Here is a 17816-nt window from a genome sequence, read left to right on the forward strand (position 1 = left end):
TCCAGCGATCGTGTTCTGATGATGACGCTACGGGCGGTCCGGTGAGCGGCGCTTCTCGATTCCTGATCGATCCGAGGCGGGCACTCGGACGAGTGCCCGCCTCGCCGTCTACCGCAGCGGCGGTGCGATCACGCCGTCGACGAGCGGCGAATCGTAGGGCTGCTTGGTGGTCCGTTCGAGGAACTCCTCCTTCGCGAGCTTCAGCAGTGACGCGTCGGTGAGGAGATTCATCGCCGATCCGGCCATGATCTTGGCGGCGTGGACCATGCCCTTGTGTGCGGCGGGGAGCTTCCCCTGCGCGACCAGTTGCCACGAGTGCGCGGGCGTGCCGCGGCTGACACACGCGGTGGTGCACTGCACGGTGGGAGTGACCCAGCTGACGTCGCCGACGTCCGTCGACCCCGTGAGCACTCGCCGGGGCGCGCCGGCGTCGAACGTGATCACGCCGTCGTGCAGTGGGCTGTCACCCTCTTCGATTCGGGTGCCGAACATGTCGAGCGGCTTGTCGGTCAGAAACTGTCGCGCCGTGGTGAGGTCCTGCTCGTCGAACGGCACCGGTCCGAGTTCGAGGAGCGTGTCCTGCATCGACGTTTCCAGCACCGTGTTGCCGAGGAGGTTCGAGGAGCCCCCGTCGACTTCGATCTCCACCGTGGTTTCGGTCATCAGGGCGGCGCCCTCGGCGATCTTGCGAACCCGCTCGAACAACGCACGCATCTCCCGGACATTCGGTGCCCGCACGACGTAGTACGCCTCGGCGTACGGTTGGACGACATTCGCCGAGCGGCCGCCGCCATCGAGGATCGCGTAGTGGATGCGGCAGTCGGAGAGCATGTGCTCGCGCAGGAAATTGACGCCCACGTTCATCAGTTCGAGTGCGTCGAGCGCGCTGCGGCCGAGTTCCGGTGACGCCCCGGCATGGGAGGCGAGGCCCGTGAAACGCACGTACGACTGCATGTACGCGAGACTGTGGTCGCGCTGCACGAGGGTGCTGTCGCCCGGGTGCCAGCAGATCGACGCGTCGACGTCGTCGAAGGCGCCTGCCGCGACCATGAAGGTCTTCCCGGCTGCGGCTTCCTCGGCCGGGCATCCGTAGTAGCGGACGGTTCCGGGCAGTCCGTTCTCCTCCAGGTAGCGCTTGACGGCGGTGGCGGCGAGGAGGGAACCGGCGCCGAGGAGGTGGTGACCGCAGCCCTGACCGTTGCCCGAGGTGTTGGCCGGGTCCGGGGTGCGTTCCGGATTGCCGGACTCCTGGCTGAGGCCGGCGAGCGCGTCGTATTCGCCGAGGACGGCGATGACGGGTTCACCGGAACCGGCTTCCGCGCTGAACGCGGTCGGCACACCGCCGATCGCCGGGGTGATGCGGAATCCTTCCGCGCGTGCCAGCTCGATGTGCCGTTCTGCTGATGCTGTTTCTTCCCAACGTAGTTCGGGGTCGTCCCAGATGGCATCGCTGAGTGCGGTGTAGCGGGGTGCGAGTTCGTCGATCAGTCGGGCGAGGTCGTGTGTGGTGCTCATGTCCGTCCTATCAGTCGAAGCGAGAGATCGATGGGTGATCAGTCGAGGGAATTCCACTGCGGTGTCGCCTCGGGACCGCGGTGTGCCTCGTACCACGCGGCGACCTGAAGAACGGTCAGGTCCTGCCGTCGATCGGCGGCGATCTGCAGGCCGATCGGCCGCCCGTCCTTCGAGAAGCCGCAGTTGATCGACGCGGCGGGGGTGCCCGCGGCGTTGAACGCGGACGTGAAGTTCGCCGGGCCGGCGAACTCGGTCATCATTCGGCTCTCCGCGGGTCCGGCGAGGATGCCGGGGGTGGGCGACAGCACGGCGTCGTAGCGTCCGAGCATGTTCACGGTCTCCTGTACGAACGGCCCGATCGAGTCGTACGCCTGGATGAGTTCGAGGGAGGACAGCGAGTCGATGCTCGAAACCGCAGCGACCATCTCCTGATCAGCCCGGCCCAGATCGTCGACGATGTTCTTGTCGTTCATCTGAGCCCACAGATGCGCGGTGAAGAACGGGATGAATCCGGTGCTCAGGTAGTCGCGGGACAGATACGGCTCGACGGTCTCCACCTGTGCGCCCGCTGCCTCGAACACGGCGACGGCCCGGCGTATCGCGGCGACGATCTCGGGGTCGGCGGTCTTGCCCTCCACCGGGCCGAAATTGACGCCGAGGCGGAGCCCGCGGATGTCGACGTCCAGGTCGGTCCAGCCGATCGATTCGTCGGGGAGCGAGGTGTGGTCGCGGGAATCGGGGCGGGCGATGAGCGCCATCGTGTGGGCTGCGTCGCGAACGGTGCGGGTGATCGGGCCCGCGCAGCGACCGAGATAGGTGTCGTTGATCGGGACGCGCCCGTAGGACGGTTTGAAACCGAACGCGGCGTTCATCGCCGCGGGTATGCGGATCGACCCGCCGATGTCGGTGCCGATGTTGACCGGCGCGTAGCCGAGTGCGGCGGCGACGGCCGCACCGGAGGACGAGCCGCCCGTGTTCCAGGCCGGATTCCAGGCGTTGCGCGCGATGCCGTGCCGGGACGACACCCCGGAGCCGAGCCCGCTGAAATCGGGCATGCTGGTGCTGGCGACCACCACCGCGCCTGCCTCCTGCAGGCGATCGACGACGGGCGAGTTCTCCGTAGCGATCACCGGTTCCCGCGCGGCGGTTCCGTACGACTGCGGCAGACCGGCTTTCGCGGTGTTCTCCTTGATCGTCACCGGGATTCCGTCCAGTGGGCCCAGTGCGGCGCCGCTGCGCCACCGCTCACCGCTGCGCCTGGCGGATTCGCGGGCCTCGTCGGCGTCGATCACATAGACCGCGCGGTGCGTGTCGTCCCTGGCGGCGATGCGCGCGATGGTCGACTCCAGTGCGTCGAGCGGTGTCAACGATCCGCCGGCGAAGGCGTCGTTCAGTTCGGCGACGCTGCGTCCGGCGATTGTCTGGTCGGGCATGGGTATTTCCTCTCGTTCGGATGACGTGACGTGATCAGGCGGGTGCCGGCTCGGTCTCGCCGGCAGGCGGTGCGGGGGTCTCGGAGGCGGCCCGCGGGCGGCGCGAATCGAGGAACGGGGACAGGACGGCGATGACGATGCAGAGGGCGGCGCAGATCGCCCAGACGGTGGCGTACGAGGTGAACGACGAGATCGAACTCGTCTTCTCACCGACGGTCACCGACGTGACCAGTGATGACATCAGCAGGGCGAACATCGCGCCTGCAATCGATCCCGCACCCGTTCGGGAGCTGTTGTAGATGCCGGAGGCGATTCCGACCGAGTCTTCGGGAGCGCGGCTGACGATGATCGCAGGTACGACACCTGTGAGGGTTCCGACGCCGAATCCCAACAGGAACAACCAGATCGAGAAGGCGAGCACGCCGTCGTGGGAGACGATCATCGCCACATACGCGGCGGCGCTGACGAGGGCGCCGAATGCGACCGCGTAACGGGGTGTCAGTGCGCCAGCGATCCGGTCGCTGATCGTCGAGGCGATGAAGGCGCCGGTGGCGGTGATCGACAGCAGGAGACCCGCGATCGTGGCCGACACGCCCAGGCCGTATCCGTACGCATTCGGGTCGGCCCTCGAGAACAGCGAGATGGGCGCCTGGGAACCGAACGACTGGGCTCCGAGCAGTGCGGCGATGAGCATCGGGAGAACCAGCCGGCCCTTCGTCAGGACACGAAAGTCGATGAGGGGATTGATTGTTCGATTCTCGACGACAGCGAACGCGGCCAGGGTGGCCGCACCCCCGGCGACGAGGACGACGATCAGTGGGCTTTCCCACCCGATGGCGTTGCCGTTGGACACCCCTCCCAGGACCATGAGCAGACCGGCGGACAGCAGTGCCGCCCCGGCCCAGTCGATCCGCCCCGCACTGCGAACGGTCGTCTCCCGCACCAGGAAATGGGCGACGGGAACGCAGAGCGCCAGCATGATTCCGGGAACCAGCAGCACCACCGTCAGGTTGTCGATTCGGGTCATGAACCAGCCGGCGACGAAACCGCCGACGATCACACCGCCGGTGAGTGCCCCGATCAGGTGGCCGATGTTGCGTCCCGCCCGATCGGGAGCGCGGTGCCGGACGATGGCGAATTCCAAAGGCAGGAAAGCGATCAGCGGGGCCTGCAGGGCGCGGCCCGCGAGAAGCACGGCGAACGAGGGAGCGAACGCGACGACGAAGGATCCCACGGCCACCGCCGCAGCGGACGCCACGAGCATCCTGCGGTGGCCGTACATGTCACCGAGCTTGGCGATGATCGGAACGCAGGCCACCGATGCGAGCAGGAAGATCGCATTCACCCAGTTCAGCGCTGCCGCCGAGGTCCCGTGTTCTTGTCCGATGCTCGTGAGGAGCGGGGGATACCACCCCTGCAGCAGACCGCTGCCGAACTCCATGACGATCAGAAAACCGACGGCCGCGGACGTTCCGGTGGTCCGCCTCGTGCCGGTGTGTGGCGCAGTGCTCATATGTTCCTCCAGCAGAAACCGTGTGGTGGCCGTATCCTCAGCTGGATTGAAATCCGATAGGTAAAATGTCAGGAATCGATGCAAAGTGACTTCACCAAATCAGGATTCTCTGCGGAGAGACGCCGATCTACGGCTGATTCACGCACTGCAACTCGAGCCGCGGGCGTCGTGGACCGAACTGGGCAGGGCTCTCGCGACCGATCCGGTCGCGCTCGCCCGGCGCTGGGCCAGGATCACCGAAGAGGGGCTCGCGTGGATCAGCGGGCAGCGTCGTCACTTTCCCGCCGTGGCCGTCGTCGAGATCGAATGCGTGCAGGGAAAGGCCGCCGAGACCGCATTTCTGCTCGCCGACGAAGAAATCGTGCGCACCATCGATCACACGTCCGGTGGGCGCGATCTCGTCGCCGTGGTCGCGGGACCGGACCTGGAGTCCTTGTCGGCGTTCGTCATCGACCGGCTGGGGGATCAGCGCCTGATCACCCACGCCCGCACGCACCTCGTCACCGAGATCCTCGTGGAGGGCAGTATCTGGAGGTTGAACGCACTCTCCGACGAAGAAGCGCGGCGGGTCCCCGCGGCCAAAGCACCGCGGCCGCGTGCCGCCCGGCAGGTTCCCGCCGACCTTCAGGAGGTCGTCATCCGCGCGTTGTACCGCGACGGCCGGACCCCGGCCGGTGACATCGCCGCGAAGGCCGGCGTCAGCACCCAGCGAGTTGCCGACGCCATCGCCACAATGCGCCACTCGGGTGACCTCGTCCTCCGGACGGACGTCGCGCGCAGCTACACCGGGTGGCCGATCAACGCCTGGTACTTCGTGCAGGTGCCTGCGTCGTCCATCGACCGGCTCCGGTCGACGCTGTCCCGGCTCGCGGAAGTCCGGCTCGCGGTGACCACCGCGAGCCGGTACAACCTCCTCATGACGCTGTGGGTGCGAGACCTGGCCGACGTCAACCGTTTCGAAGCCCTACTCGAGAAGGTCCTCGCCGGCGCCCGCATCGCCGACCGCGCCGTCGTCATCCGCCCCGCGGTGCACTCGGGGCGCCTCTTGGATGCCCGGGGATTCGTCACCGGGCTGTCCACACTGCACGACGACCCGGCCTAGAAATTCGCCCGACCTTGCACGCCGTTCGCAGCAGTCGCACCCGCGACTGCTGCGAAACTAGTTGTCCGGCAACGGCTGAACGTCAGGTGAGCGGGATGGTCCAGATGATCGCGGGCATGTCCTCGGCCCTGCGCTCCTGCCGCTGTTCACGCTGACGGTCGCGGGTCCGGTCGTCGTTGCCGCCGGGGATGTCGCGGCCGGTGTCGGGGGCGGCCACTGCTACGACCGTGTGGTCGGCGACCGGGGTGATCGCACCCGCGGCGCCGATGGGAAGGACGCCGAGAGCAGCCGCGGCCACCACCACGGTGACGATCCGCTTCCGCAGCGAACCGCGGTGGGTGCGTCGGGCGTCCTGGTGCGAATGTGTGGCGTTCATGGTCTGAATTCCTGTCCGAGTGCCGCAAACCCAGCGTTCACGGCTACTCGAACGGTGTCCGCGAGGGCGCGAAACGTTACGCTCCGCCGGACATTATTTTTTGCGGGAACTCTCCCGCCGCTAGCGCCACTCCCGGAACGCGTCGAGCAGACGGTCGCGCAGCGCCGGATCGAGCTCCTCCGGGGGCAGCGTGCCGAGGGTGTGCACCGTCTGCTCGATCTGCTCCAGATAAGTGGCGCAACCCGAGCACTCGCCGAGATGGGTCTCGAATCGGGCCCGGGCGTCGGGATCCATGTCGTCCTCGAGGTACGCCGTGACCAGTTCGACGAGGTCCTGGCAGTCCATTTCTCACGCTCCCGTTCCGAGATAGTCCTCGAGGGCCTGACGCACGTGTGCGCGACCCCGGTGCAGCAGCACCCGCTGATTCGCCGCGGTGATCGACAGCATCGCGGACACTTCCGCGGCGTCGTAGCCGAGGACGTCGCGCAGGACGACCACGATGCGCTGGCGGTCGGGGAGGTGTTCGAGTTCGCGGCTCGCGACGTCGAGGACCTCCGCCCCGAGGACCGAACCCTCGGGAGACTCCGGCCAGCTGGTCGGGGGAGTCGCCCAGTGGTGTGGATCCTCCGGTGCCGTCCTCGGCAGGAACCGGCCCGGGTCCACGGTGGGGCTGCCCGTGAAGGCGGCCAGTTCGGCGTCGGAATCGTGCCGGTCCCGGACACCCCGCTTCTTGGCGATGTTGACGAGGATCCGGAACAGCCAGGTTCGGAGCGTCGAGCGGCCCTCGAATCGGTCGATGCCCTGCAGCACGGCGATCCAGGTTTCCTGGACGACGTCCTCCGCGACCTCGGCGCTGGCCACATAACCCCGCGCCACACGCAGCATCATCGGCGTGTGCCGGTCGACCAGTTCGGCGAAAGCCGACTCGTCGCGCGCCCGCAACGAATCGACGAGGCGCTGCTCGTGCGAGGTGTCGATCTCCGTCATCCGCTCCTCCTCGGTGATCGAGGTGCTCCGGAAGCGTGGCCGCGTGAGACGGCCGGATGACATACAACCTTACTGACCTCGGCCGCAGCCGTCGATCGGTCCGCGCCCGATCCTGTGGTGGCTAGGGCCGAACGGCCCTGTCTTGACCGCACGGTGCGGGGAAGACTCGATTCGGAGGGGTGGTGGCGGTCCGCGGCGATCGGCAACGGTCGCCGCGGCCCGGGTCCCCAGGGACCACCCGACCCGGCAATCCCGAAAGGGCGGCGCATGAACGTTCGGCGAACTCCGCAGGCGCGTTCGGAAAGCTACTGGGAGGAACTCGGTTCGACGGAGGCCCGTCACGTCGGCGGCGCCGAGCGGGACCGGCTCCCGGCGGCGCACGAACACGTCTCGCTCGTCGACCACTGCCGAGTCGACCCGCGAGGGTAGGCAACTGTCGCTCGGCGTGGCACGATTTCGTAGGTGTCCAGCAGCCCTGCCCCGGCGCACTACCTGCGCGACCTCGCGCGCCTGCGCCGCGTCCGCGATCGGATCGACCGGGAGTACGCACAACCGCTGGACGTGGACGCGCTCGCCCGCGGCGTGAACATGTCGTCCGGGCACCTCAGCCGCCAGTTCCGGCTCGCCTACGGGGAGTCCCCGTACTCGTACCTGATGACGCGGCGCATCGAGCGTGCGATGGCGCTGCTGCGCCGCGGCGACCTCAGCGTCACCGAGGTCTGTTTCGCGGTCGGCTGCGCGTCGCTGGGCACGTTCAGCACGCGCTTCACCGAGTTGGTCGGCGTGCCGCCCAGCACCTACAAGCGCGACGCGGAGCAGGCGACGGCGGGCATACCGTCGTGCGTCGCCAAACAGGTCACCAGACCGATCAGGAATAGAGAAGCGCCGGTCGCCGAGCCGCACTTATCGTGATGGTCATGGACATCACCATTCACCAGACCTACCTCCCGCAGGACGATCCGGACGCCGCGCTGGGCTTCTATCGCGACATCCTCGGATTCGAGGTCCGCAACGACGTCGGATACAACGGACTGCGGTGGATCACCGTCGGCCCCGTCGGCCAGCCCGGCACCTCCATCGTCCTGCACCCGCCTGCCGCCGACCCCGGGGTCACCGACGAGGAACGCCGGACCATCGTCGAGATGATGGCGAAGGGCACCTACGCCGCCATCAACCTGGCGACCAAGGACCTCGACAGCACCTTCGAGAAGCTGCAAGCCGGCGACGTCGAAGTGGTGCAGGAGCCGACCGACCAGCCGTACGGGGTTCGCGACTGCGCATTCCGCGACCCCGCGGGCAACATGGTCCGCATCCAAGAGTTGCGCTGAGTTCGAGCAAGTCGACCCGACGGAGACCGTGAACGCGGCTCCGCCCGAACAGATGGAGAGACGATGAGCATGGCCACGAAATCGGAGTCGGGGCGAGCGAAGCGACGGGAAATGTCGGAGTCGCCTGAGCTGCATCTTGCCGACAGTCACGACCTGATTCGCGTGCACGGTGCGCGCGAGAACAACCTCAAGGACATCAGCGTCGAGTTGCCGAAGCGCCGGTTGACGGTGTTCACCGGTGTGTCCGGGTCGGGCAAGAGTTCGCTGGTGTTCGCCACGATCGCCGCGGAGTCGCAGCGGATGATCAACGAAACTTACAGCGCGTTCGTGCAGGGGTTCATGCCGACGCTGGCGCGACCCGACGTCGACGTGCTCGACGGGCTGACGACGGCGATCATCGTCGACCAGGAGCGGATGGGCTCGAACCCCCGCTCGACCGTCGGCACCGCCACCGACGCCAACGCGATGCTGCGGATCCTCTTCAGCCGCCTCGGGAAGCCGCACATCGGTTCGCCTCAGGCGTTCTCCTTCAACGTCGCGTCGATCTCCGGCGCGGGCGCGGTCACCATCGAGCGCGGGGGCCAGCAGACGAAGGAGCGGCGGAGTTTCAGCATCACCGGCGGCATGTGTCCGCGGTGTGAGGGCCGGGGATCGGTCACCGATTTCGACCTGACCGCGCTGTACGACGACAGCAAGTCGCTGAACGAGGGCGCGCTGACGATTCCCGGCTACAGCATGGAGGGCTGGTACGGCCGCATCTACCGCGGCTGCGGCTTCTTCGACCCGGACAAGCCGATCGCGAAGTTCACCAAGAAGCAGTTGCAGGACCTGCTGTACAAGGAGCCGACCAAGATCAAGGTCGAGGGCGTCAACATCACGTTCGAGGGCCTGATCCCGAAGATCCAGAAGTCGTTCCTGGCCAAGGACGTCGACGCGATGCAGCCGCACATCCGCGCGTTCGTGGAGCGGGCGATCACGTTCGCGATCTGCCCCGACTGCGACGGCACCCGGCTCAGCGAGGGCGCGCGATCGTCGAAGATCAAGGGTAAGAACATCGCCGACGTCTGCTCGATGCAGATCAGCGACCTCGCCGACTGGGTGCGGGGCCTGAAGGAACCGTCGGTGGCGCCGCTGCTCACCGGGCTGCAGCACCTCCTCGACTCGTTCACGGAAATCGGCCTGGGCTACCTGTCGCTCGACCGGCCGTCCGGCACGCTGTCCGGCGGAGAGGCACAGCGCACGAAGATGATCCGTCATCTCGGCTCTTCGCTCACCGATGTCACGTACGTCTTCGACGAGCCGACCATCGGCCTGCACCCGCACGACATCCAGCGGATGAACGGCCTGCTGCTGCAGTTGCGCGACAAGGGCAACACGGTGCTGGTCGTGGAGCACAAGCCGGAGGCGATCGTGATCGCCGACCACGTCGTCGATCTCGGCCCGCGCGCAGGAACCGAGGGCGGCGAGGTGGTGTTCGAGGGCACCGTCGAGGGTCTGCGGGCCAGTGACACGATCACCGGACGGCACCTGGACGACCGCGCCACGCTGAAATCGTCCGTCCGCGAATCGTCGGGGGCGCTGGAGGTGCGCGGCGCAGAGACCCATAACCTGTGCGGCGTCGACGTCGACATCCCGCTCGGCATGCTGGTGGTCGTGACCGGGGTGGCGGGCTCGGGCAAGAGTTCGCTGATCCACGGTTCGGTGTCCGACCGGGACGGCGTGGTCGCGATCGATCAGGGCGCGATCAAGGGTTCCCGGCGCAGCAACCCCGCCACCTACACCGGACTGCTCGAACCGATCCGCAAGGCATTCGCGAAGGCCAACGGTGTGAAGCCGGCGCTCTTCAGCTCCAACTCCGAGGGCGCCTGCCCCACCTGCAACGGCGCCGGCGTCATCTACACCGACCTCGGCGTGATGGCCACCGTCGAATCCCCCTGCGAGGAGTGCGAGGGGAAGCGGTTCCAGGCCGAGGTGCTGGAGTACAAACTCGGCGGCCGGAACATCGCCGAAGTGCTCGCGATGCCGGTGGCCGAGGCCGAGGAATTCTTCGGCGCCGGCGAGGCACGGATCCCGGCGGCGCACAAGATTCTGCAGCGACTCGCCGACGTCGGACTCGGCTACCTCAGCCTCGGGCAGCCGCTCACCACGCTGTCCGGCGGCGAACGGCAGCGGCTCAAGCTGGCCACCGCCATGGCCGACAAGGGCGAGATCTACGTCCTCGACGAGCCGACCACCGGCCTCCACCTCGCCGACGTCGAACAGTTGCTCGGGCTGCTCGACCGGCTCGTCGACTCCGGCAAGTCGGTCATCGTCATCGAGCACCACCAGGCGGTCATGGCGCACGCCGACTGGATCATCGACCTCGGCCCCGGCGCCGGCCACGACGGCGGCCGGATCGTCTTCGAGGGCAGGCCGGAAGATCTGGTGGCCGCAGGCTCCACCCTCACCGGCGAGCACCTCGCGGCGTACGTCGGCTCCTGACCACGGCGGCGGCCCCCGGTGTGCCCACGGCAGCCGGGGGCCTTTCCGTGTGCCGGTCGCGCCGCGACTGTGACGCCCGCCACCGGATAGTGCCGAACCGAGACGTGCCCTGCCGAACAGAGACGTCATTACCCTCCGGCCGGTCCTAGCGTCACTTTCCGCCAGTGACCACAGACACGACAGGAGAGTGGAATGTCCGATCTCGATGCCGCGCTCGGCAAGGTTCTCGACGACGTCACCGCGGACGATGCGCCACGGGTACCCGGAGTGGTCGCGATGCTGACCGACCGCGACCGGACGGTGTTCGAGGGTGCGGCCGGCGTGCGGTCCGTCGCCGACGGCGAACCGATGACCACCGACACCATCTTCGCGATCTTCTCCACCACCAAGGCGATCACCGGGACCACGGTGCTGCAGTGCGCCGAAGAGGGGCTGCTCGACCTCGACGCGCCCGCCCGCGAGTACGTTCCCGAACTCGGCGACATCCAGGTCATCGAGGGTTTCGACGACCACGGCGACCCGGTGCTGCGGGCCCCGAAACGCGACATCACCACCCGGATGCTGTTGCTGCACACCGCCGGGTTCGGATACGACTTCTTCGACGAGACCTACAACCGGCTGGGGGTGGAACACGACCAGCCCAGCGTGATCACGGCAAGCAGGGCGTCGCTGAAGACGCCGTTGCTGTTCGATCCGGGCACCAAGTGGCAGTACGGGACGAACATCGACTGGGCCGGTCAGGTGGTCGAGGCGATCCGCGGCAAGCGACTCGGTGAGGTGATGGCCGAGCGGGTCTTCGCGCCACTCGGCATGCGCGACACGTCGTTCACCCTGACCGGGTCGATGGCGGCCCGGCGCGCGACGATCCACCAGCGGGAGGAGGACGGCCGGCTGACCCCACTGGATCTGGTGCTCCCGCAGGATCCGGAAATTCACATGGGCGGGCACGGCCTGTACTCGACGGTCGGCGACTACCTGAAGTTCCTGCGGATGTGGCTGAACGACGGCGACGCGCCCGGTGGACGAGTACTGCGGGCCGACACCGTGCAGGCGGCCGTGTGCAACGGTCTGGAGGGTCAGGAGGTCGGGATGCTGCCGGCCGTGATTCCGTCCCTCACGAACGACGCCGAATTCTTTCCCGGACAGCGTAAGTCGTGGGCGTACACGTTCATGGTGAACGAGGAGGACGCACCGACCGGCCGTCCCCGGGGGTCGCTCGGGTGGGCGGGGCTCGCCAACTCGTACTACTGGATCGATCGTCGCACCGGAATCGCCGGGTACTGGGCGACGCAGATCCTGCCGTTCGCCGACCCCGTCTCGTTCGGCGGATACCTGGACTTCGAGACGGCGGCCTACCGGCACGCCCCGCTCGCGTCACCCGTCCAGGTCGGATAGTTTCCGTTCGAGCACGGTCCGCTCGCGCTCGTTGCCGCACAGCGTCACAGCGAGCTCGAGTTCGGTCCGCGCCTCACCGGTGCGTCCCAGGCGGGTGAGCAGTTCGCCGCGAACGCTCGGCAGCAGGTGCGAGTTCGACAGCGCCTTCGCGGCCACCAACTCGTCCACGATCGGCAGCGCCGCGGCCGGTCCCTGGGCCATGGACACCGCCACCGCCCGGTTGAGGTCGACCACCGGTGACGGCGCGAGCCGGCCGAGTGCCTCGTAGACGAGGACGATCCGCTCCCAGTTCGTCGCGTCGACCGACGGCGCGACGGCATGGCATTCGGCGATCACCGCCTGCAGGCCGTAAGCGCCCAGGCCCCGGCCGACCTGTTCGGCGCGGGCGAGGGCGGCTCGTCCCCGCCGGATCGCGGAACGGTCCCATCGGCGGCGGTCCTGCTGCTCGAGCAGCACCGGTTCACCGTCCGGCCCGGTGCGGGCCGGGAACCGTGCCGCGGTCAGCTCGAGCAGCGCGAGCAGGCCGTGGACCTCGGGCTCGTCGGGTACGAGCCGGGTCAGCACCCGGGCGAGGCGCTGCGCCTCGCCCGCCAGGTCGAGGCGGATCAGGTCACCGCCGGAGCTGGCCGACGACCCTTCCGTGAAGATCAGGTAGACGACGCTCAGCACCGAGCCGAGCCGTTCGGCCCGCTCCCCGGCGGGCGGCACCTCGAACGGCACCCGGGCCGCGCCGAGCGTCTTCTTCGCCCGGGTGATCCGGGCCTGCACCGTCGCGGTCGGGACGAGGAACGCTTTCGCGATCTCGTCGCTCGTCAGACCGCCGACCACCCGCAGCGTGAGCGCCACCCTCGCCTCCCGCGACAACACGGGGTGGCAGGAGATGAACATCAACGCGAGGATGTCGTCGTCGATCTGGTCCGGATCCCACAGCACGTCGCCGGTGCCGCGGGCCGGATCGGCGGGCGCGGGACCCGAGACGGCGCCGCCCTCGCCCAGTTCGTGGGCGAGGACGGCGTACCGCTCGTCGAGGGCGGCGCGCCGACGGAACGTGTCGATCGCGCGGCGGCGGCCGACGGTGAGCAACCATCCCGCCGGGTTGTGGGGAATGCCGTCGCGTGGCCAGCTCACCAGTGCCTCCGCCAGCGCCTCCTGGCCGAGGTCCTCGGCCAATGCGAAATCGCCCGTGTACCGGGCGAGCGCGCCGACGATCCGCGCCGACTCGATCCGCCAGACGGCGGCGACGGCCTCACGCCCGGTGTGGCCGCCGCCCGCCGACCCGCTCAGAGCTGGCCGGTCTCTTCGCGCCACGCCCGCTCCTTCTGAATCCACTCGTTGTCCTGCGGGAACTCGTCGATCGTGGTGACCCGGCGGATCTCCGCCTTCGAACCGGGACCGGCCATCGGGGCACGCTTCGCCCACTCCACGGCCTCCTCCTTCGACGCCACGTTGAGCATCCAGAAGCCGCCGAACAACTCCTTCGTCTCACCGTAGGGGCCGTCGGTCACGACCGGAGTCTCGGAGGAGTAGTCGACCACGACACCCGATTCGGGGTCGGGGTCCAGGCCCTCGGCGGCGAGCAGCACGCCCGCCCGGATCATCTCGTCGTTGAACTTGCCCATCGCGTCCATGATCTCGCCGAAGTCGGCGTCCTGGAATGCCGCGAAGGTCTCGTCCGTGGCGCGCATGATCAGCATGTACTTCATGGTTCGTCTCCTTGGATGTCGGGGCCCTCTTGGACCTTCTCATCCTCAGGTCGAACGGGGGGTGGCATGGATCGACACGCCTGGAAAATAAATCTTCACGTGAGTGGCAAAGAGTGTTCCGGCACGCTTTGCCACTCACGTGCCCGGGTCACGCGGTGGCGGGGGCGGGCGCGGTGGTTGCGTCGAGGGTCGTCCACGACCGTCGGCGGGCGTCGATCGGCGTCCCGCCGAGGATGCGGGCACGCCGGTGCTCGGGTTCGAGCAGCACCGTCGACAGGGTGGCCCAGCGCTGACCGAAGACCGCGTCCGGGGCGGGGACGCAGCACAGCAGGGGCTGCTCCGGATCGGAGTACAGGTACTCGACCAGGTGATCGGCGACGGCGGGCGCCGGGTACCGCTGCTGCCGGGAGGCGATCAGCCCGAAGCGGTCCTGGGAGTCGGGCTCGTACAGGCCGGCCTTCTCACGGGCGGCGTTTGCCGGGTCGAGAAAGTGGTTGGTGTGCGTCAGGAATCCGTCTGTCGGGTGCAGGGTGGCGACACCGACGGGGCTGACCTCGGCGCACGCGACGGTGTCGGGGTCGATCAGCGTCAGCGCGCCCGAGGTTGCGATCGGTGCCGAGCGCAGCAGATCGAGGGCCTCGCCGACGGTTCCGGCTTCACCGAGGACCGCCGCCGACAGGATGTGCACGGGCACCCCGGCCGGTGCGTCGTCGCGGTGGCCGAGGATGTTGAAGAACACGCCGAGGCCTGCGCTGTTCATCCCGATCTTGCCGAGGATGCCGTGCTCGGTCAGCCCGACGTAGGCGTGGCGGGTTCCGCGCACCTGATGGGTGTGCCAGTACGGGTCGAGTTCCTGATGCCAGTCCCAGGTTTGAATCCCGAACGGCGCCGACGCGCGATCCGCGGGTGCGTAGGCGATGGTGGAGCACTCGCCGGGGCGGGCCGCGGTGGCCTGGGACAGGATCTCCGTGCGACCGTTCAGTGCCATGACGTGCCAGGGTTCGAGCCCGGCGCCGGCAGCGATGCCCTCGATCTCCTCGAGATACCGGGGACCCCACGCCCCCAGGACATCCGCGAGTCGGTGCGCGCTGTCGCGGGTGCGGTTCTCGCTCACGCCGACCGTATCGAACAGGCGCAGATACAGTTCCACGGACGCGGGCAGGTCGGTGCGCAGCTGCGTGCCGCGGGCGACACCGCGTTCGCGCGGCCGGGTGTCGTCGACGCAGACGTGAGGGCGGGCAGTGGTGGATTCGGTCATGATCGTCCTCGTTATCCAGATGGTGTGAATAAAGCTGTGGAGCAATTGATCACAGAGGGTCAGCGGGTTCGGTACGAGCGCATCAGCACGACGTACAGCGCCGCGGACACGAGCAAACCGACCGGCAACGACAGGTCGACGCCGCCGACCGCGTTCGCGACGGGTCCGGTGTAGACCGGGGCGGCGACGCAGAGCGCGGCCGCGGCGATGCCGGTGAAGACGGCGACCGTTCCCGCCCAGTTGATCCCACCGGTGTACCAGTAGGGGCTGCTGCTGGTTTCGTCGCCGAGCCCGAGGCCGTCGTAGCGGTTGCGGCGCCACAGGACGTCGGCGACGTAGACGGCCATCACGGGACCCATCACGGTCACGACGAGCTGCATCATGTTGCTGACGGTGTCGAGGAAGTTGGAGACGAGCAGGGCGAACAGCGTCATGGCGACACCCATCGAGCCGTCGAGGAGGACGCTGCGCGAGCGTCGCAGGCGCAGCCCGACCGACTGCAGTGCGAGCCCGGAACTGTAGGCGGTCATCGCGTTGTTGGCGATGGTGCCAACGATGACGGCGAGTAGGAAGATCGGCGTGAACCAGGACGGGAGGACGGCCTCGAGCGCGCTCTGCGGGTCGGCCATGTCGAGCCCGGTGCCGGCGAGTGCGCCGAGCGCGGTGAACAACACGCTGGGGACGAACGCGCCGAGCGCCGTCCAGACGGTGACCGACACCGGCGACGTGGTCGCCGGCAGGTACCGGGCGAAGTCCGCGCTGTTGGTGTACGACAGCGGAGCCGACGCCACGATGGACACACCCGCGGCCACCGTCGCCCACAGTCCGATCCCGTGGAGCGCCTCCGCCGGCTGGTAACCCCAGTCGGCATTTCCGACGACGTAGCCGGCCATCACCGCGAAGATCAGGATCAGCACGACGGCCAGCGGCTGGTAGAGCCGCACGATCGTCGCGTGCCCGTACACACCGATTGCCAGCGTGGCGGCGGCGATCGCCAGGATGACGACGACCTTCACCGGGGTGGTCGATTGGATGCCGAACCGTTCGAGGAGCCGGAACGCCGTGTACGACGCGGCCGCCCAGTTCAGCGCCAGGTAGCAGACGCTGATGAACCAGCTGGTCACGAGGATGTTCACCCGGTTGCCGCGGATGCCGAAGATCGCCCGGGTGATCACTTCGCTGGGTGTGCCCGACGCCGGTCCGCTGGCGGCGACGATCCCGGTGAGGATCGAGAACAGGTTGCCGACGATGATCACCGCGAGCGCCTGCCAGAACGACAGGCCCATCAGGATCAGGGCGCCGCCGACGACGAGGGCCAGGTAGCTCACGTTGGGCGCCGCCCACACCGCGAACAGGTCCCGAGCGCGGCCGTGTCGCTCACTGTCCGGGATGAAGTCGATGCCGTGCGTCTCCACCTGCCCGGCACGGTCGGCCGGCGGCGTCGTGCCGGGTTTCACCACGCGGGAGTCTGCTCGAGTCGATGCCATGGGGTCCTCCGGGTAGACGAGCACGGATGTGCGGCTGGTGGCGCAATCGCCGATCTGGCGTGACCCGGGTCACCGTACGGAACCAAATCGATTTGGGCAAGAGCGTGAGAAGGCGGTTTACAAATCGATTTGGTGCAGGTCGGACAATTGGTAGCCTGATCCGGTGACGGAGAAACGATCGCGGCCCACCATCGCCGACGTGGCACGGCACGCGGGGGTGTCGACCACCACGGTGTCGCACACGTTCAGCGGCAAAGGGGTCGTCGCCGCCGCGACGCGGGAGCGGGTCCGCGCGACCGCGAAGTCCCTGGGCTACCGGCCCGACGTCGTGGCGAGGGGCCTGCGCAGCAACCGTCTCGGCATCCTCGCCCTCGTGCTCCGGCCCCTCGAGACGCTGGATTCTTCGCTCCCCGAGGGCGTCGACTACTTCCTGCGGTTCGCGGGTTCGGCGGCGCTGGCCGCGATGGACTTCGGTTACGGGCTCATGCTGGTGTCGGACCCGACGCGCGAAGAGTCACCGGCCGCCGCCCTCGCCTGCGACGGGTTCCTGATCACCGAACCCGTCACCGACGATCCCCTCATCGAGATGCTCCTCGGCGAAGGCGTGCCGTTCCTGTCCGTCGGCAAGGATCCGGCGCGGGCCGCGTACGACAACTGGATCGACACCGACACCGAACTTATGACCGACCTCGTGCTGCAGCACCTCGACGACGCGGGCGCCACGCGAGTGGCCCTCGTTGCCGGGACCGACCCCAACTCGTGGAACCTCGGCGCCGAGGCCGCCTACCGCGCCTGGGCGGAGGCGCGCGATCAGGACCCGCTGGTGGCTCACCGGCCCGAGACCACCGGGGAGTCGGGCGGCCGCGACGCCGCCGACGAACTGTTCGACCGCGACGACCCGCCCGACGCGGTGTACTGCCTCACCGGCAGGCACGCGGCCGGAGTGCTCGCACGAGTCCGGGAACGCGGACTCGACGTTCCCGGCGACGTCCAGATCGTCGGCGGCTCCGACTCGGAGCACACCCGATCCGCGACGCCCCCCATTACCTGCGTGGACCTGCAGCCCGAACTCCTTGCCCGCGTTGCCGTCACACAACTCGTCAACCGCCTCGACAACCTCGACCGGTCCGTGCCGCCGGGGAAACTCCACGGACGCCTCATCGTGCGGAACTCCACCCGGACGTCATGATTCGAGCGATGGCAGCGATATCCTTGTGGGCACGCCATCGAGAGGTGAG

At 68.2% G+C, this 17816-nt stretch carries 17 protein-coding genes; 7 read left to right on the forward strand and 10 right to left on the reverse strand.

Annotated features, from left to right (window positions below; genetic code table 11):
• Window positions 1-108: 108 nt before the first annotated feature.
• The 3 genes from I1A62_RS28235 to I1A62_RS28245 are packed head-to-tail and all read right to left on the reverse strand — an operon-like array spanning window position 109 to window position 4461.
• On the reverse strand, window positions 109-1515 hold the full coding sequence (locus I1A62_RS28235) for a M20 family metallopeptidase (protein ID WP_124391899.1): 1407 nt from the start codon (window positions 1513-1515) through the stop codon (window positions 109-111).
• A 38-nt stretch (window positions 1516-1553) separates the two neighbouring features.
• Complete coding sequence (locus tag I1A62_RS28240) at window positions 1554-2948, reverse strand: amidase (protein ID WP_219455564.1); 1395 nt, start codon at window positions 2946-2948, stop codon at window positions 1554-1556.
• A 34-nt stretch (window positions 2949-2982) separates the two neighbouring features.
• Window positions 2983-4461: an MFS transporter gene (locus I1A62_RS28245; protein WP_219455566.1), complete on the reverse strand. Its 1479-nt coding sequence runs from the start codon at window positions 4459-4461 to the stop codon at window positions 2983-2985.
• An 85-nt stretch (window positions 4462-4546) separates the two neighbouring features.
• Here I1A62_RS28245 and I1A62_RS28250 point away from each other — a divergent pair, with 85 nt between their 5' ends.
• Complete coding sequence (locus I1A62_RS28250; RefSeq protein WP_124391902.1) at window positions 4547-5563, forward strand: Lrp/AsnC family transcriptional regulator; 1017 nt, start codon at window positions 4547-4549, stop codon at window positions 5561-5563.
• An 82-nt stretch (window positions 5564-5645) separates the two neighbouring features.
• On the opposite strand, the gene I1A62_RS28255 is transcribed toward I1A62_RS28250, so the two are convergent.
• The 3 genes from I1A62_RS28255 to I1A62_RS28265 all read right to left on the reverse strand — a co-directional run bounded on the left by I1A62_RS28255 (window position 5646) and on the right by I1A62_RS28265 (window position 6989).
• Window positions 5646-5939: a hypothetical protein gene (locus I1A62_RS28255; protein WP_219455568.1), complete on the reverse strand. Its 294-nt coding sequence runs from the start codon at window positions 5937-5939 to the stop codon at window positions 5646-5648.
• A 120-nt stretch (window positions 5940-6059) separates the two neighbouring features.
• Window positions 6060-6284, reverse strand: coding sequence for an anti-sigma factor (locus tag I1A62_RS28260; protein WP_072943609.1), 225 nt, complete (start codon window positions 6282-6284; stop codon window positions 6060-6062).
• Between the two features lie 3 nt (window positions 6285-6287).
• Window positions 6288-6989 (reverse strand): RNA polymerase sigma factor, encoded by a 702-nt coding sequence (locus I1A62_RS28265; RefSeq protein WP_124391905.1) that lies wholly within the window; start codon window positions 6987-6989, stop codon window positions 6288-6290.
• A 204-nt stretch (window positions 6990-7193) separates the two neighbouring features.
• Here I1A62_RS28265 and I1A62_RS28270 point away from each other — a divergent pair, with 204 nt between their 5' ends.
• The 5 genes from I1A62_RS28270 (at window position 7194) to I1A62_RS28290 (ending at window position 12130) form a co-directional block, all read left to right on the forward strand.
• A complete protein-coding gene (locus I1A62_RS28270) occupies window positions 7194-7355 on the forward strand; it encodes a hypothetical protein (protein WP_192581847.1) in 162 nt (53 codons plus the stop codon).
• Window positions 7356-7388: 33 nt separating this feature from the next.
• Entirely contained in the window at window positions 7389-7838 is a 450-nt protein-coding gene (locus tag I1A62_RS28275; protein WP_072943606.1) for a helix-turn-helix transcriptional regulator, read from the forward strand.
• Between the two features lie 5 nt (window positions 7839-7843).
• Window positions 7844-8254 (forward strand): VOC family protein, encoded by a 411-nt coding sequence (locus I1A62_RS28280; RefSeq protein WP_087562220.1) that lies wholly within the window; start codon window positions 7844-7846, stop codon window positions 8252-8254.
• 63 nt (window positions 8255-8317) lie between these two features.
• Complete coding sequence (locus I1A62_RS28285; protein WP_219455570.1) at window positions 8318-10735, forward strand: excinuclease ABC subunit UvrA; 2418 nt, start codon at window positions 8318-8320, stop codon at window positions 10733-10735.
• A 192-nt stretch (window positions 10736-10927) separates the two neighbouring features.
• Complete coding sequence (locus tag I1A62_RS28290) at window positions 10928-12130, forward strand: serine hydrolase (RefSeq protein WP_219455571.1); 1203 nt, start codon at window positions 10928-10930, stop codon at window positions 12128-12130.
• Here the strand turns inward: I1A62_RS28290 and I1A62_RS28295 are convergent.
• From I1A62_RS28295 to I1A62_RS28310, 4 genes are all read right to left on the reverse strand, one after another.
• Window positions 12110-13438: an RNA polymerase sigma factor gene (locus tag I1A62_RS28295; protein WP_219455574.1), complete on the reverse strand. Its 1329-nt coding sequence runs from the start codon at window positions 13436-13438 to the stop codon at window positions 12110-12112. The two genes, I1A62_RS28290 and I1A62_RS28295, sit on opposite strands and share 21 nt — an antisense overlap.
• A complete protein-coding gene (locus I1A62_RS28300) occupies window positions 13411-13833 on the reverse strand; it encodes a YciI family protein (RefSeq protein WP_072943599.1) in 423 nt (140 codons plus the stop codon). Before I1A62_RS28300 ends, I1A62_RS28295 begins: the two co-directional genes overlap by 28 nt.
• A 148-nt stretch (window positions 13834-13981) precedes the next feature.
• Complete coding sequence (locus I1A62_RS28305) at window positions 13982-15091, reverse strand: C45 family peptidase (RefSeq protein WP_124391909.1); 1110 nt, start codon at window positions 15089-15091, stop codon at window positions 13982-13984.
• Window positions 15092-15150: 59 nt separating this feature from the next.
• Complete coding sequence (locus tag I1A62_RS28310) at window positions 15151-16578, reverse strand: cytosine permease (protein WP_219455575.1); 1428 nt, start codon at window positions 16576-16578, stop codon at window positions 15151-15153.
• 163 nt (window positions 16579-16741) lie between these two features.
• Here I1A62_RS28310 and I1A62_RS28315 point away from each other — a divergent pair, with 163 nt between their 5' ends.
• Window positions 16742-17767, forward strand: coding sequence for a LacI family DNA-binding transcriptional regulator (locus I1A62_RS28315; protein WP_219455577.1), 1026 nt, complete (start codon window positions 16742-16744; stop codon window positions 17765-17767).
• Window positions 17768-17816 lie beyond the last annotated feature (49 nt).

Origin of the sequence: Rhodococcus sp. USK10, assembly GCF_019378875.1 — a bacterium.
Classification (GTDB): Bacteria; Actinomycetota; Actinomycetes; order Mycobacteriales; family Mycobacteriaceae; genus Rhodococcus_F; species Rhodococcus_F pseudokoreensis.